The sequence below is a fragment of the Streptomyces sp. NPDC058619 genome, assembly GCF_042717785.1.
Taxonomy (GTDB): domain Bacteria; phylum Actinomycetota; class Actinomycetes; order Streptomycetales; family Streptomycetaceae; genus Streptomyces.
Genome location: NZ_JBHXQN010000015.1, coordinates 19,111 through 33,706 on the forward strand (window position 1 = coordinate 19,111; position 14,596 = coordinate 33,706).

At 71.7% G+C, this 14,596-nt stretch carries 11 protein-coding genes and 6 tRNA genes; 5 read left to right on the plus strand and 12 right to left on the minus strand.

All coding sequences use genetic code 11. The annotated features are described in order from the left end of the window. Positions 1-4: 4 nt before the first annotated feature. The 8 genes from ACFWTC_RS17010 to ACFWTC_RS17045 all read right to left on the minus strand — a co-directional run bounded on the left by ACFWTC_RS17010 (position 5) and on the right by ACFWTC_RS17045 (position 6,599). Positions 5-1,180 carry a PP2C family protein-serine/threonine phosphatase gene (locus tag ACFWTC_RS17010; protein WP_383923917.1) on the minus strand — a complete coding sequence of 392 codons (1,176 nt, stop codon included), beginning with the start codon at positions 1,178-1,180 and terminating at the stop codon, positions 5-7. Positions 1,181-1,370: 190 nt separating this feature from the next. Continuing rightward, positions 1,371-1,444: transfer RNA gene (locus tag ACFWTC_RS17015), tRNA-Met, on the minus strand. A gap of 311 nt (positions 1,445-1,755) precedes the next feature. After that, positions 1,756-1,828 (minus strand) — tRNA-Lys (locus tag ACFWTC_RS17020). A gap of 190 nt (positions 1,829-2,018) precedes the next feature. Beyond that, positions 2,019-4,478: a DEAD/DEAH box helicase gene (locus ACFWTC_RS17025; RefSeq protein ID WP_384074234.1), complete on the minus strand. Its 2,460-nt coding sequence runs from the start codon at positions 4,476-4,478 to the stop codon at positions 2,019-2,021. A 269-nt stretch (positions 4,479-4,747) separates the two neighbouring features. Further along, positions 4,748-5,266: a hypothetical protein gene (locus ACFWTC_RS17030; protein ID WP_383923911.1), complete on the minus strand. Its 519-nt coding sequence runs from the start codon at positions 5,264-5,266 to the stop codon at positions 4,748-4,750. 138 nt (positions 5,267-5,404) lie between these two features. Next, positions 5,405-5,779: a fluoride efflux transporter CrcB gene (gene crcB / locus ACFWTC_RS17035; protein WP_383923908.1), complete on the minus strand. Its 375-nt coding sequence runs from the start codon at positions 5,777-5,779 to the stop codon at positions 5,405-5,407. Further along, positions 5,776-6,252, minus strand: a complete 477-nt coding sequence (locus ACFWTC_RS17040; RefSeq protein WP_383923905.1) for a fluoride efflux transporter FluC — start codon at positions 6,250-6,252, stop codon at positions 5,776-5,778. The genes crcB and ACFWTC_RS17040 overlap by 4 nt, the downstream gene beginning before the upstream one ends. Further along, positions 6,249-6,599 carry a metallopeptidase family protein gene (locus tag ACFWTC_RS17045; RefSeq protein ID WP_266935388.1) on the minus strand — a complete coding sequence of 117 codons (351 nt, stop codon included), beginning with the start codon at positions 6,597-6,599 and terminating at the stop codon, positions 6,249-6,251. The genes ACFWTC_RS17040 and ACFWTC_RS17045 overlap by 4 nt, the downstream gene beginning before the upstream one ends. 103 nt (positions 6,600-6,702) lie before the next feature. On the opposite strand from ACFWTC_RS17045, the gene ACFWTC_RS17050 reads away from it, so the two are divergent. The 3 genes from ACFWTC_RS17050 to ACFWTC_RS17060 all read left to right on the plus strand — a co-directional run bounded on the left by ACFWTC_RS17050 (position 6,703) and on the right by ACFWTC_RS17060 (position 6,987). Further along, positions 6,703-6,775: transfer RNA gene (locus ACFWTC_RS17050), tRNA-Glu, on the plus strand. 39 nt (positions 6,776-6,814) lie between these two features. Further along, positions 6,815-6,888 (plus strand) — tRNA-Asp (locus tag ACFWTC_RS17055). Between the two features lie 22 nt (positions 6,889-6,910). Further along, positions 6,911-6,987 (plus strand) — tRNA-Phe (locus ACFWTC_RS17060). Between the two features lie 37 nt (positions 6,988-7,024). Here ACFWTC_RS17060 and ACFWTC_RS17065 read toward each other — a convergent pair. From ACFWTC_RS17065 to ACFWTC_RS17075, 3 genes are read right to left on the minus strand one after another with little or no spacing between them, the layout of a single operon-like run. Beyond that, positions 7,025-7,879 carry a cytochrome c biogenesis CcdA family protein gene (locus tag ACFWTC_RS17065; protein ID WP_383923902.1) on the minus strand — a complete coding sequence of 285 codons (855 nt, stop codon included), beginning with the start codon at positions 7,877-7,879 and terminating at the stop codon, positions 7,025-7,027. Further along, positions 7,876-8,607 (minus strand): DsbA family protein, encoded by a 732-nt coding sequence (locus ACFWTC_RS17070; protein ID WP_383923899.1) that lies wholly within the window; start codon positions 8,605-8,607, stop codon positions 7,876-7,878. Before ACFWTC_RS17070 ends, ACFWTC_RS17065 begins: the two co-directional genes overlap by 4 nt. 55 nt (positions 8,608-8,662) lie before the next feature. Then, positions 8,663-9,079 carry a hypothetical protein gene (locus ACFWTC_RS17075; protein WP_384027683.1) on the minus strand — a complete coding sequence of 139 codons (417 nt, stop codon included), beginning with the start codon at positions 9,077-9,079 and terminating at the stop codon, positions 8,663-8,665. An 89-nt stretch (positions 9,080-9,168) separates the two neighbouring features. Here ACFWTC_RS17075 and hrpA point away from each other — a divergent pair, with 89 nt between their 5' ends. Continuing rightward, positions 9,169-13,107: an ATP-dependent RNA helicase HrpA gene (hrpA, locus tag ACFWTC_RS17080; RefSeq protein ID WP_384027685.1), complete on the plus strand. Its 3,939-nt coding sequence runs from the start codon at positions 9,169-9,171 to the stop codon at positions 13,105-13,107. A 70-nt stretch (positions 13,108-13,177) separates the two neighbouring features. Further along, positions 13,178-13,251 (plus strand) — tRNA-Asp (locus ACFWTC_RS17085). Positions 13,252-13,891: 640 nt separating this feature from the next. Here ACFWTC_RS17085 and bldC read toward each other — a convergent pair. After that, positions 13,892-14,098 carry a developmental transcriptional regulator BldC gene (gene bldC, locus ACFWTC_RS17090; RefSeq protein WP_003949541.1) on the minus strand — a complete coding sequence of 69 codons (207 nt, stop codon included), beginning with the start codon at positions 14,096-14,098 and terminating at the stop codon, positions 13,892-13,894. Positions 14,099-14,596: the final 498 nt, after the last annotated feature.

Below are 14,596 nucleotides of genomic sequence, written 5' to 3' on the forward strand. Positions count from 1 at the left end.
ACCGCTACGACCCTTCGTCCCGCGGCACCACCGGGACGGTCCGTCGCCGCTCCGGCTGCCCCTGCGCCGGCCGCCCCACCGCGAGCAGCGCCATGTCGTCCGTCGCGCCGCCGCCCGTGTGCCGCCGCACATCACTGCCGAGGGCGCCGAGGAGCGCGTCCGGCCCGGGGAAGACCCGTCCCCGCAGTCGCTCCGCCGGGTCGTAGAAGACCCCGGCGCCGTCCCTGGCCTCCGTCAGCCCGTCCGTGAACAGCAGCAGCGTGGTTCCCGCCGGGAAGGCCCACTCGTCGGCCCGGTCCGGCCACCCCCCGAGCTCGCCCAGACCGAGCGGCAGGGCCGGATCCGCCGGGGCGAGGACGGCCAGCCTCCCGTCCGCGTGCAGCAGCAGCGGCTCGGGGTGACCCCGGTTCACCAGCCGCAGCACCTCCGCCCCCGGGGGGATCTCGCCGAGCACGCACGTGGTGAACCCCTCCACCGCGTCCAGGCTGTCCCGCCGGGTGCCCTCCCGGGCCAGCGCGCGCTCCAGGCGCCGCGCCACGCCCTCCAGCGTCGGCTCGCTCTCCGCCGCCTCCCGGAAGGCCCCCAACACCACGGCGACGGCCTCCACCGCGCCCAGCCCCTTGCCTCGCACGTCCCCCACCGCCAGGCGCACTCCGTGCGGGGTGTCCTGGACGGCGTACAGGTCCCCTCCGATGAAGGCGTCGGCCTGCGCGGCCTCGTACGAGGCCGCGACGTGCAGGCCTCCGATCCGCTCGGCCGGCGTAGGCAGCACCGCCCGCTGCGCGGCCTCGGCGATCCCGCGCGCCGAGGCGAGCCGCTCCCCGCTGCGCCGCACCACCTGGTTGATCAGGAGCGCCAGCCCGGACACGGTCACCACGGTGGCCAGCTCGGTCATCGCCTCGACCTTCCACGTGGTGCCGTTGTGGAGGTGCAGCAGGACCACCGCGAGCGAGGCCAGCGCCCCGGTCAGCGCCGTGGCCCGGAAGCTGAACAGCGGAGCCGCGATCAGCGGAGCCGCGGTGAAGAAGGGGGACCCGGTGAAGCTGGGCGGGGTCATCACGTCGAAGAAGAACCCGAGGGCGATCAACACGGCCGGCAGCAGCCGGACCACCCGGCGGGCCGTACCGGTCCCGGCACCGCCCGCGCGCTCACCGCTGTCCCGCTGGCCCAGCCCCGCCACGCCGCTCTCCTGCCGCCCGGTCCTCGCACGGGTGCGGGCCGCCGCCGCCTCCCCCTCAAGGCTGTCGCCCCGGACACCCCCGGGGCGACCCGGCGGCGGCCGATCGGGTGACGGCAGCCCGACGGTGCCGCCGGGGAGGGAACACGACGAAGGCCCGGCTCCCCAAGGGGAACCGGGCCTTCGTACGGAGTAGCGGGGGCAGGATTTGAACCTACGACCTCTGGGTTATGAGCCCAGCGAGCTACCGAGCTGCTCCACCCCGCGTCGGTAAACACAACTCTACGCCATCAGGGCGCAGGCACCGGCCAATTAACCTCCCGGCAGCACCCAGGAACGCCATCACCGCAGGTCAGAGCCTTGCAACTGGCCCAAAAGGCCGGTTATTCCGGGGAAATGCGCAGACCTTTTCGCCCGCCCGGACCTCCCCCAACAGCGGTGGAAAGCAAGGCTGTCGGGAACTCTTCGGCGGCATCACCGAGTTGCGGACCCGTACACAGAGCTGTGGCCCGTCCGGAGGATCCCGGGCGGGCCACAGAACGAGCACGTCAGAACGTCCCGGCTGACGCCGCGACGAGTAGGCCATGTCGGACTCGAACCGACAACCAACGGATTAAAAGTCCGCTGCTCTGCCAATTGAGCTAATGGCCCTCCACGCGCTCACCCCAGAGCATAGCCGCAGAGCGCCGGTCAGCCGATCGGGTATCCGGTGCCCGGCCTGTCGGCCGCCCGCCGGCCACGGGCCGGGGCGCCGGTGCGGACGCGACAGGGCCCCCAGGACGATGTCGTGGGGGCCCTGTCAGGCGCTCAGTTCAGCCGGTTCGGCCGAGCCGGGCCGGGATCAGCCGTTGCGCTTCCAGCGCGGCTTGTCGTCGCGGCGGCCACCGAAGGAACCCGTGGAGCCGGTCGAACCGGAGCCGGACGGGCGGTTGTCGTCGCGACGGCCGTACGGACGGTCGCCGGCGCCGCCGGAGCGGAAGCCACCGGAGGACGGGCGGTCGTCACGGCGGAAGGTGCCGTTGCCGGTCGGACGGTCGTCGCGGCGGAAGGTGCCGTTGCCGGTCGGACGGTCACCGCCGGAGCGGAAGCCGCCGGACGGACGGTCGCCACCACGGTCATCGCGGTTGAAGCCACCCGAGGGGCGGTCGTCACGGCGGAAACCACCGGACGGACGGTCGCCACCACGGTCGTCACGGTTGAAGCCACCCGAGGGGCGGTCGTCGCGACGGAAACCACCGGACGGACGGTCGCCACCGGAACGGAAGCCACCGGACGGACGGTCACCGCCACGGTCATCGCGGTTGAAGCCACCCGAGGGGCGGTCGTCGCGACGGAAACCACCGGACGGACGGTCGCCACCGGAACGGAAGCCACCGGACGGACGGTCGCCACCGGAGCGGAAGCCGCCGGACGGACGGTCGCCACCGGAGCGGAAGCCGCCGGACGGACGGTCGCCACCACGGTCGTCACGGTTGAAGCCACCGGACGGACGGCCACCGCGGTTGTCACGGTCACCACCGCGGAAACCACCGCGGTCACCACCGCGGAAGCCGCCGCGGTCGCCACCGCGGTTGTCACCGCGGTTGTCACGGCGCTCGAAGTTGCCGCGGTCGTCACGCTGGGCGCGCTGCTCCTCGCGGCGCTCCTGCGCGGCCAGTTCGGCGGCAGCGGCAGCGGCGGCAGCCGCGACCTCGGCCTCGGCGGCCTCGGCCACCTCGGCGACAGCGGCCTCCGGGTCCTCGCCGCGCTCACGGGCGGAGCGGGCGACCAGGCGGTCGGCCTCCTCGCGCAGCTCGCCGGCACGGCGGGTCAGGCGCTCGAGCTGCTTGGTGAGCTCGGCGACCTCGCGCTCGGCCTGCTTGGCGGCGTTGTTCGCCGAGTCGGCCTGGACCTCGGTGAGCGAACGCGCACCGGTGATCTCGGCGACCTCCGGGTCGAAGGCGCCGACGCCCTGGACGATGTGGCGCGTGGCGTCGACGCCCGCGTCCTCCATCAGGCGGAAGATCTGGCGGCGCTGGTGCGGGAGCGCCAGCGACACGACGACACCGGACTTGCCGGCGCGGGCGGTACGGCCCGAGCGGTGCAGGTAGTCCTTGTGGTCGCCGGCCGGGTCCACGTTCAGGACGAGGTCGATGCCGTCGACGTGGATGCCGCGGGCGGCGACGTCGGTGGCGACGAGCGCGTTGACGTAGCCGTCCTTGAAGTCGGCGAGGACGCGGGTACGGGCACCCTGCGTCATGCCGCCGTGCAGCGCGTCGGCCTTCACGCCGGACTCGACGAGCTGCTCTGCGATGCGGTCGGCGCCCAGCTGGGTGCGGACGAAGATGATCGTGCGGCCCTTGCGGGCGGCGATGGCGGCCGTGACCGGCGCCTTGTCCTTCGGCTTCACGACGAGGACGTGGTGCGTCATGGTCGTGACGTTGCCCTGGGCGCTGTCGACCTCGTGCGTGACGGGGTTGGTCAGGTAGCGCTTGACCAGGGTGCCGATCTCGTTCTCCATGGTGGCGGAGAAGAGCATGCGCTGGCCGCCGCCGGGGATCTGGTCGAGCAGCTCGGTGACCTCGGGCAGGAAGCCCAGGTCGGCCATCTGGTCGGCCTCGTCGAGGACCGCGACCTGGACGTTCGCCAGGGAGCAGGCGCCGCGGTTGATGATGTCGCGCAGACGGCCCGGGGTGGCGACGAGGACGTCGACACCGCGCTCCAGGGCGAAGATCTGGTTGCTCATCGACGTACCGCCGCAGACGACCTTCATCTTCAGGCCGAGGACGTCGCCGTAGGGCTGGAGTGCGTCCGCCACCTGCATGGCCAGCTCACGCGTCGGCGTGAGGATGATCGCGCGGGGCTTCTTCTTCTCGGTGTGGCCACCGGCCAGCGAGGCCAGGGTCGGCAGACCGAAGGAGAGGGTCTTGCCGGAGCCGGTGCGGCCGCGGCCGAGGATGTCCTTGCCGGCCAGGGCGTCCGGGATGGTCGCGACCTGGATCGGGAAGGGGGCGGTGACGCCGTTCTGGGCGAGCTTGCGCACGATGCCGTCCGGCAGACCGAGGTCGCTGAAGGTCATCGTGGGCTCGGCGTCGGCGTCGTCGCCGCCGTCGAAGTCGTCGGCGGAGTCCTCGAAGGACTCGTCGTCGGTGTTCAGGTCGGTGCTGTTCACGTCGTCGTTCACGTCGGCCTCAAGGGCCTCGATGATCTCGTCCGCCTCGATGGCCTCAATGGCTTCGGTGACCACGAGGGCCTCGGCGTCGACGATCTCGTTGGAGTCGTTCTCGGGCATGACGGAACGGTCAGAACTGGAAATGGACATGCGAAATGCGAAACCTCTCGGAGTCTCGGCACGCGCCCAAACTCCGTGAATCGCAAATCGACCGCCTCAATGCGGTCAGCCACGGTTGGGGAGAGTACGCGCCACACGGCGCTCTTCGGAGTCGGCGCCGGGCAATGGGATCAAACGATCTATAACCATACGCACCCTCCCCCGGGTCTGGCAAGTCACTCCCTCGAGTGACGCCCTGACCTGCGACGATCCCGTTCCCGGGAGGGCCTGCCGACCCGGCGGCGGAGCATCCGCGCGGGCTACACCTGTGGCTGGGGCTGGGTACTGGGCTGCGGTTCCGGGGTCGGCTGGGCCGGCGGCGACGGAGTGGGTTCCGTCACAGGGGGCGTCGGCTGCGGGGGCTCCGGGGTCGGGCTGGCCGGCGGCTGACCGCCCCCCGAACCCCCGGATCCGCCCGAGCCGCCCGGCGGCGGCTCCTGGGGGCCCTGGCCGCCCGCGCCGCCGCCGGGTCCCGCCGACGGGGAGGGTGCCCCCGGCGCGCCGCTCGGGGCGCCCGGGCTCGGGGTGGCCCCGGTTGCGCCGGAGGCCTTGCCGTCCTCCTTGGCCTTGCCGTCACGGGTCCCCGTACCGTCCTTGACGCCCTGTCCGTTGCCTTGGACACCCGGACCGCGGCCGGTGCCGGAGGAGCCGCCCGACGCGGCGCCGCGGTCGGCCGAGGAGGAGGGCCCGGGCTTGGCGGCGTCCTCGCCGATGCTCATGCAGCCCGCCGAGGCCGCGACCGCGAGCGCGGCGGCGGCCAGGCGGAGGGATGCGGACAACTGGCGCACGGGGCACCTCCGGGACATGGGTGATGAGGTGATGAGCAGTCCGCATGTGCGGGTCAATGTGCCCAACTCCCTTTGACCCGCAAGGGACACGCCCCCGCGCACACCCGCTGCGCGCGGACCCCGGCGGCCTCAGGCGAACAGCTGCCGCGCCACCTGCGACCCGAGGTGGACGGCGCCCAGCCCCACCAGCACCGAAGCGCCCACGTTCGCCGCGGCCAGGAAGGTCCGGCCGCGCTCGGCCAGCCGCAGCGTCTCGTACGAGAACGTCGAGTACGTGCTCAGCGCCCCGCACAGCCCGGTCCCCAGCAGCAGGTCCAGCCGCGAGGAGGAGGCTCCGGCCAGCGCCGCCCCGGCCAGCGCGCCGAGCACCAGGCAGGCGGCCGCGTTGACCGTGAAGGTGCCCCAGGGGAACGGCGTGTCGTGCCGCGCCCGCACCGCCCGGTCGGTCAGGTACCGCAGCGGCGCGCCGACGACCGCGCCCGCCACCACCAGCAGCCAGTTCACCCGGAACCCCCGACGGCCCGCCGGGTCAGCGAGGCGGCCCCCCACACGGCGCCCAGCGCGGCCACGACGGTGAGCCCGGCGTACGCCAGCGCGGTCCCCGCCTCCCCCTCGTCCAGCAGCCGCGAGAAGTCCAGGGCGTAGGCCGAGAAGGTGGTGAAGCCCCCGAGCACGCCGACCCCGGCGAAGGGCCGCACCAGCGGGTGCGCCGTACGGCCGCCCTCGCCGGTCAGCACCATCAGTACGCCGATCAGCGCGCAGCCGGCCGCGTTGATCCAGAAGGTCGCCCACGGGAAGGCCCCGGGCCCGCCCGGCCACAGCAGCGCGACGCCGTACCGTGCCGACGCCCCGACCGCCCCGCCCGCCGCCACGGCCGCCAGGACCCGGCCCTGCGGCTCGGTGCGCCGGCACGGCACGTGCGGGTCGACGCCGGAACCGGCCGGGCCGCCGTCACCGCCGGGGGCCGACCGGGTCACCCGTAGCCCAGCTCGTGCAGGCGGTCGTCGTCGATGCCGAAGTGGTGGGCGATCTCGTGCACCACGGTGACCTCCGTCTCGGCGACCACGCTCTCCCGGTCCTCGCACATCCGCAACGTGGGGTTGCGGTAGATGGTGATCCGGTCGGGCAGCACCCCGGCGTACCACTCGCCGCGGTCCGTCAGCGGGGTCCCCTCGTAGAGCCCCAGCAGCTCGGGGTCGTCGGCGGGAGGTTCGTCCTCGACGAACACCGCCACGTTGTCCATCAGCCGCGTGAGCTCCGGCGGGATGCGGTCCAGGGCCTCTGCGACGAGCTCTTCGAACTCCTCGCGCGTCATCTCCAGCACCGGGCCATTGTCCCTCCGGAGGAAACCGTTTTGGCGATAGCTCCCCGGATCCCATATGCTTCTCACGTCCCCGACGCGCTGAGAAGTGCCCGGCGGGCCTTTAGCCCTCATCGTCTAGTGGCCCAGGACGCCGCCCTTTCAAGGCGGTAGCACGGGTTCGAATCCCGTTGGGGGTACGCAACACCATGTGCGAGACTTGTTCTCGCACAATGCAAGGACCTGTGGAGCAGTTGGTTAGCTCGCCACCCTGTCAAGGTGGAGGTCGCGGGTTCAAGTCCCGTCAGGTTCGCTGAAGCCGGAAACGGTTTCGTGGCTGGGTAGCTCAGTTGGTACGAGCGATCGCCTGAAAAGCGATAGGTCGCCGGTTCGACCCCGGCCCCAGCCACCACAGGAAGGCCCCGTCCCTCGGACGGGGCCTTCCGCCGTTACTCCCCCTCGGCCGCCCCGGCGGGCCCGGCCGCCGGCCGTGTCCGGCGGCGCCACCGGACCAGGCCCGCGGCGGCCGCCCCGACCGCGACCAGCCCGAGCAGCGCCCCGTCGGGGACCCGGCCGGCCAGCGAGCGGACGCGCTGCTCCACCGCGAACGAGTCGTCGACGTCCAGCAGGCCCGGCAGCGCGCTCGCCCCGTCGTAGGCGAGGAACAGCGCGCCCAGGGTGATGAAGAACAGCCCGGACAGCAGCGAGGTCGTGTGCAGGGAGAAGCGGCCCGCCGAGAAGGCCCGCCCGCGCAGCCAGCGCCGCCGGCCGAGGTCGAACCGTTCCCAGAGCAGGGCCGTCACGAACAGCGGTACGGCCATCCCCAGGGCGTAGACCGCCAGCAGCAGGCCGCCGTAGGCGGGGCTGCCGCTGACCGCCGCCACCGTCAGGACGCTGCCGAGGATCGGGCCGGCGCAGAAGCCGGCCAGCCCGTAGACGGCGCCGAGCGCGTACACCGACAGGGCGGTGGTCGGCCGGATCCGCCCGGACAGCTCGGAGACGCGCCGGGAGGCGAAGCCGAGGCCGAGGATCTGGGCGAGGCCGAGGAGGATGATCAGCCAGCCGCCGGCGAGGACCAGCGCGTCGCGGTTGCCGTGGAAGAAGCGGCCCGCGTACGAACCGGCCGCGCCCAGGGGTACGAGGGTGGTGGCCAGGCCCGCGTAGAAGATCCCGGTCCGGGCCAGGAGCCGGGAGGCCGAGTCGATCGAGTACGCGAAGAAGGCGGGCAGCAGCAGCGCGCTGCACGGGCTGAGCAGGGCGAGGAGGCCGCCGAGCAGGGCGGCCAGGTATCCGATGTCGGTCACTTCCGGGCCGCCGCCCCGGCCTTGGCGATCGCGGCGTCGAAGGCGGCCAGCGGCTGGGCGCCGGCGATCGGCTGCCCGTTGACGAGGAAGGACGGGGTGGAGGTGACGCCGATGGAGTAGCCCTCCTCCCGGTCCCCGGCCAGGGCGGCCGCGGCCTGCTCGCCGGCCGCGTCGCGCGCGAAGCGCTCCAGGTCCGGGACGCCGGCCTGGCGGGCCAGCTCCAGGAGGCGGGCCTCGCCGAAGCCCTTCTCCTTGGAGCCGTCGGCGTACGCGGCGGCGTGGAAGGCGGCGAACCGGTCCTGCTGCCCGGCCGCCCAGGCGGCTTTGGCGGCCGCCTCGGACTCGGCGCCGAAGATCGGGAAGTTGCGCCACTCGATGCGCAGGGTGCCGTCGTCGACGTACTTCTTCACCAGGGCGGGCTCGACGTCGCGGGCGAACTTGCCGCAGTAGCCGCACTTGAAGTCGGAGTACTCGATCAGGACGACGGGCGCGTCGGCGCGGCCGACGGCGAGCTTGTCGCCGGAAGCGCGGCGGGCGAGCGCCTTCAGCGCGGCGGCGGGGTCGGCCGGGGGCGCGGAGGCGGAGGCGGCGGCTGCGGGCCCGCCGGAGGGTTTGTCCGCGGGGGCGGTGGCCTGCCAGCTGACGACCCCGAGGGTGAGCGCGGCGAGCGCGACGCCGGCGGCGTACAGCAGGGGCTTGCGGGAGGAAGAGGACGCGGGAGAGGGCATGCGGGTGCTCCAGGACTGCGGGTGGGGTGGTGGGCGGGCCGGGGAGACCGGGCCCCTAGACGCGCAGCACGGAGAGCTCCACCGGGCCGGGCGCCTGCCGGTCGGGCCCGCGTACGGGGACCCGTACGGGCGCCGTGCCGTGCGGCCGGGGCTCCTCGGGCGCCGGCCGGGCCGCCGGGCCCTGGGCGTGGTCGGCCCCGGCGCGCGCCGGGACGGCGGGGACGCCGCCCCGGCCGGGGGCACCCGGGTCGCAGACGGGCCCCCGGTCGCCGGGGGCCGCCGCGAGGGCGACCTGGACCGCGCCGGAAGCCGCAGCCACCGCGAGGACCGCGGTGGAGACCGGAGCCGGAGCCGGGCCGGGGGCCGCCGTCGTCGGCGGACCCGCCAGCACCCCCAGCAGCATCGCGAGTGCGGCCGCCGCGAGGCACCACAAACGGCGACGGCGGGACAAGGTGGGCTGCCTCTCACTCACACAACTGGGGTACTCGTCCCGAAATGGTACGGGGAGGGGCACAAATGCGTTCGCCACCCGACCGCCGCGGGTGAGATCCTCGACCAGGTATGTCTACTTCCTTCGCCGCCCTGCAGACGCTTCTCGGTGAGATCTCCCTCCGTGACGCGCACCGCCTCGGCCGCCGCCTCGAGGGCGCCCGCCGCATCCGCAAGCCCGAGGCCCGGCAGGCCGTACTCGACGAGATCGCCGCGGAGGCCTCGAAGGCCGCCGAGCGGCTCGCCGGGCGCGCCTCGCGGATGCCGGAGGTCACGTATCCCGAGAACCTGCCCGTCAGCCAGAAGAAGGACGAGATCGCCGAGGCGATACGCGACCACCAGGTCGTGATCGTCGCGGGCGAGACCGGCTCCGGCAAGACCACGCAGATCCCCAAGATCTGCATGGAGCTGGGACGCGGCGTCCGGGGCATGATCGGGCACACCCAGCCCCGCCGGATCGCGGCCCGCACGGTCGCGGAGCGCATCGCCGAGGAGCTGAAGTCCGAGATCGGCCAGACGGTCGGCTGGAAGGTCCGGTTCACCGACCAGGTGGACCAGGACGCGACTTTCGTGAAGCTCATGACGGACGGCATCCTGCTCGCCGAGATCCAGACGGACCGCGAGCTGCGCGCCTACGACACGATCATCATCGACGAGGCGCACGAGCGGTCGCTGAACATCGACTTCCTGCTCGGCTACCTCGCCACGCTGCTGCCCAAGCGCCCCGACCTCAAGGTGATCATCACCTCGGCGACCATCGACCCCCAGCGGTTCTCCCGGCACTTCGGAGACGCTCCGGTCGTGGAGGTCAGCGGCCGCACCTATCCCGTGGAGGTCCGCTACCGCCCGCTCCTGGAGGAGGAGGGCGACGACAGCGACCGGGACCAGATCACCGCGATCTGCGAGGCCGTGGACGAGTTGCAGGCCGAGGGGCCGGGCGACGTCCTGGTCTTCCTCTCCGGCGAGCGGGAGATCCGCGACACCGCGGACGCGCTGGAGAAGCGGGGGCTCCGCCTGACCGAGGTCCTCCCCCTCTACGCGCGCCTCTCGCACGCCGAGCAGCACCGGGTCTTCCAGCAGCACACGGGCCGCCGGATCGTTCTGGCCACCAACGTCGCCGAGACCTCGCTGACCGTCCCCGGCATCAAGTACGTGATCGACCCGGGCACCGCCCGGATCTCCCGCTACAGCCACCGCACCAAGGTGCAGCGCCTCCCCATCGAGCGGGTGTCGCAGGCCAGCGCCAACCAGCGCAAGGGCCGCTGCGGCCGTACCTCGGACGGCATCTGCATCCGGCTCTACTCCGAGGACGACTTCCTCTCCCGCCCGGAGTTCACGGACGCCGAGATCCTGCGGACCAACCTGGCCTCCGTCATCCTCCAGATGACCGCGGCAGGCCTCGGCGAGATCGAGAAGTTCCCCTTCATCGACCCGCCGGACCACCGCAACATCCGCGACGGCGTCCAGCTGCTCCAGGAGCTCGGCGCGCTGGAGCAGGGCGAGAAGTCCTCCCCCGAGGGCAGGAAGGGGCAGCGGCTCACGCCGATGGGCCGCCAGCTGTCCCAGCTGCCCGTGGACCCGCGCCTGGCCCGCATGGTGGTGGAGGCCGACAAGAACAACTGCGTCCGCGAGGTCATGGTCATCGCGGCCGCCCTGTCCATCCAGGATCCGCGGGAGCGGCCCTCGGACAAACAGACGCAGGCCGACCAGAACCACGCCCGCTTCAAGGACGAGACCAGCGACTTCCTGGCGTTCCTGAACATGTGGCGTTACGTCCGCGAGCAGCAGAAGGAGCGCGGCTCCTCCTCGTTCCGCCGGATGTGCAAGCAGGAGTACCTGAACTTCCTGCGCATCCGGGAGTGGCAGGACATCTACTCGCAGCTGCGCACGGTCGCCAGGTCCATGGGCATCCACGTCAACGAGGCCGACGCCCCCGAACAGGTCATCCACGTCTCGCTGCTGGCCGGCCTGCTGTCGCACATCGGTCTGAAGGACACCGACAAGAACGAGTACCTGGGCGCCCGGTCCGCCAAGTTCGCGATCTTCCCGGGCTCGTCGCTGTTCAAGAAGCAGCCGAAGTTCCTGATGTCGGCGGAGCTGGTGGAGACCTCGCGGCTGTGGGCCCGGGTCAATGCCAAGGTGGAGCCGGAGTGGGTCGAGCCGCTCGCGCAGCACCTGGTCAAGCGCACGTACAGCGAGCCGCACTGGGAGAAGGACCAGGCGGCCGTCATGGCTTACGAGAAGGTCACGCTGTACGGCGTGCCGATCGTCGCCCAGCGGAAGATCAACTACGGCCGGATCGACCCCGAGGTCTCGCGCGAGCTGTTCATCCGCAACGCGCTGGTCGAGGGCGACTGGAAGACCCACCACAAGTTCTACGCCGACAACCGCCGCCTCCTCACCGAGGTGGAGGAGCTGGAGAACCGGGCCCGGCGCCGCGACATCGTCGTGGACGACGAGACGCTCTTCGACTTCTACGACCAGAAGATCCCCGACCACGTGGTGTCCGGGGCTCACTTCGACTCCTGGTGGAAGCACAAGAAGCGCGAGGAGCCCGAACTCCTCGACTTCGAGCGCGAGATGCTGCTGACGGAGAAGGCGGCCGGGGTCACCAAGGCCGACTACCCGGACTCCTGGCACCAGGGACAGCTGAAGTTCCGGGTGACCTACCAGTTCGAGCCGGGGGCGGACGCGGACGGCGTGACCGTGCACGTCCCGCTCCACGTGCTGAACCAGGTCACCGACGCGGGCTTCGACTGGCAGATCCCCGGGCTGCGCGAGGAGGTCGTCACCGAGCTGATCCGCTCGCTGCCGAAGCCGATCCGCCGCCACTACGTGCCCGCGCCGAACTTCGCGAGCCGCTTCCTGGCCACCGCCGTGCCCTTGCAGGAGCCCCTGCACGTGACGCTGGCGCGCGAGCTCCAGCGGATGGTCGGAGTACCGGTCGCGGCCGAGGACTTCGACCTGACCCGCATCCCGGACCACCTCAAGATCACCTTCCGGATCGTCGACGAGCGCCGCAAGAACCTCGCCGAGGACAAGGACCTGGAGGCCCTGCGGCTGCGCCTGAAGCCCAAGGCCCGCCAGGCGCTCTCCCAGGCCGCCGCGGCGACCGCCGAGCGCGCGGGCGGGGAGTCGGTGGAGCGCTCCGGGCTGACCGACTGGACCATCGGCACGCTGGCCAAGGTCTTCGAGACCCGGCGCGCGGGCCAGCCGGTGAAGGCGTACCCGGCGCTGGTGGACGAGGGCGGATCCGTCTCCGTACGGCTCTTCGACACCGAGGCGGAGCAGCAGCAGGCGATGTGGCTGGGGACCCGGCGGCTGATCCTGCTGAACATTCCGGTGAACCCGGCGAAGTTCGCCTCGGACCACCTGACCAACCAGCAGAAGCTGGCCCTGTCCCGGAACCCGCACGGCTCCATCCAGGCGCTGTTCGACGACTGCGCTACCGCGGCGACCGACCGGCTCATCGCCGACCACGGCGGCCCGGCGTGGGACGAGGCGGCCTTCCGCAAGCTCTACGAGGCCGTCCGGGCCGACCTGGTGGACACGACCGTCCGCACGGTCGGGCAGGTGCAGCAGGTGCTGGCCGCCTGGCAGGCCTGCGAGCGCCGGCTGAAGGCCACGAGCAGCCTGACCCTGGTTGCGAACCTGCAGGACGTGAAGACGCAGCTGGCGGCCCTCGTGCCGGCCGGCTTCGTGACGCTCACGGGCCTGCGCCGCCTGGGAGACCTCATGCGCTACCTGGTGGCGGTGGACCGGCGGCTCCAGCAGATGCCGACGGGCGTCCAGCGCGACACGACGCGGATGCAGAAGGTCCACGAGATGCAGGACGAGTACGCCTGGCTGCTGGAGCAGTTGCCGAAGGGGCGTCCGGTCCCGGCCGCGGTCACCGACATCCGCTGGATGATCGAGGAACTGCGGGTCAGCTACTTCGCCCACGCGCTCGGGACGGCGTACCCGGTCTCCGACAAGCGGATCGTGAAGGCGGTGGATGCCGCGGCCCCCTGATCGGGTTCGACTGCACCCCCTGAGCTGCTGTACAGTCTGTTTCGCAGCCGGGTGACCGGCAGCCAAGCAAGGACCTGTGGAGCAGTTGGTTAGCTCGCCACCCTGTCAAGGTGGAGGTCGCGGGTTCAAGTCCCGTCAGGTTCGCAGTAACGTCAGGGCCCGTATCCCCCAGGGGATACGGGCCCTGACGCGTTGGCGGGGTGCGCCTCGGCAACGGCCTTGGGAGGCCCCCTGGGGCCCTCGGAGGGCCGCGGGCGCCCCAACACGCCCCGTACGCGGTCCGGCGCGCCGTACGCGGCCCGACGCGCCGCGTGCGCGCCCCGGCGGCGCCGGGGGCCGACCGACCCAACCCGGGCCCGTGCTGACCCGACCCGTACTGACCCGACCCGGCCCGGCCCGACCCGGCCCGGCCCGGCCGCAGAATCCCCCGTTCGCATGATGCGCTCCGCGCGGGACCTCCCCTTACGGGGTGCATCGCCGGATGTACAAGAGTGATCATCTGTGACGGGAGTCACCGTACGGGTTTTTGAGACGTGTACTTTTATCGCACCCCTACGCGCTCTCGATTTAATATGTGCAATGGCACCTATCGCTCCAGGCCACCCGCTTCCGCCCGTGACCGCCCTGACCTGGGCATAAAAAAATCGCGCTGGACCCGGCGGAGTCCAGCGCGATCAACGACTGGTGAACCTGTTGGGGCAGGTTCGGTCGCATGAAGCAAAGCGGGTTTCATCGGATTGGGGGACCCGAATACGACCCGTTAAAGCAGGGGTGCTGCGGAACCTCAGGCCTCGCTGCGCTGCTGCGGAATTCCCGCAAGCAGTGCGCGGACCTCAGCCTCGCGGTAACGGCGGTGTCCACCCAGGGTGCGGATGGACGTGAGCTTGCCAGCCTTGGCCCAACGGGTGACCGTCTTCGGGTCCACGCGGAACATCGTGGCAACCTCAGCCGGGGTCAGCAGCGGCTCGGCATCAGGGGTGCGAGCGGTCATGAGCGGCCTCCTCGGGAGAACCGAACCATCTCGGTTCTTTCCTCTAAATTCTGCACCTTGGCCCGCGTTGCCCGAAATGGACATACGCGGGCCGAGTCGGTTATAGGACGAACGGCTTGTCCTCGGCACTACAACTACACCATCCGTCCAGCCCCAAGGGCCAAACCGACGGAATTGCCCTCCGAGGTGTTCATCAGCGGCGGAAGCCGATGGACCGCCCCATAACGGACAGTCACCCCACTGTGACGATCAGTCACAGAGCGATCAGGAGTCGTCAGACCCCCCGTAGAGCGCAATGCCGAGCATTCCGCCCTTAGTTGGACGGAAGGAACCCTCCCCGGACTCCTTGTCCTATTTTGGCACGAGGGTAGGGGAAGGGCGCAAGGGTGTAGATAGTGCGGTCCGTCACGCTTGGGCCAATGGCCCGTATCGGGACGAAGGTCCCGGCACTACGTCCCAAATCGTACGATCAGGGCTCTGATCAGGCACTTATGGCCG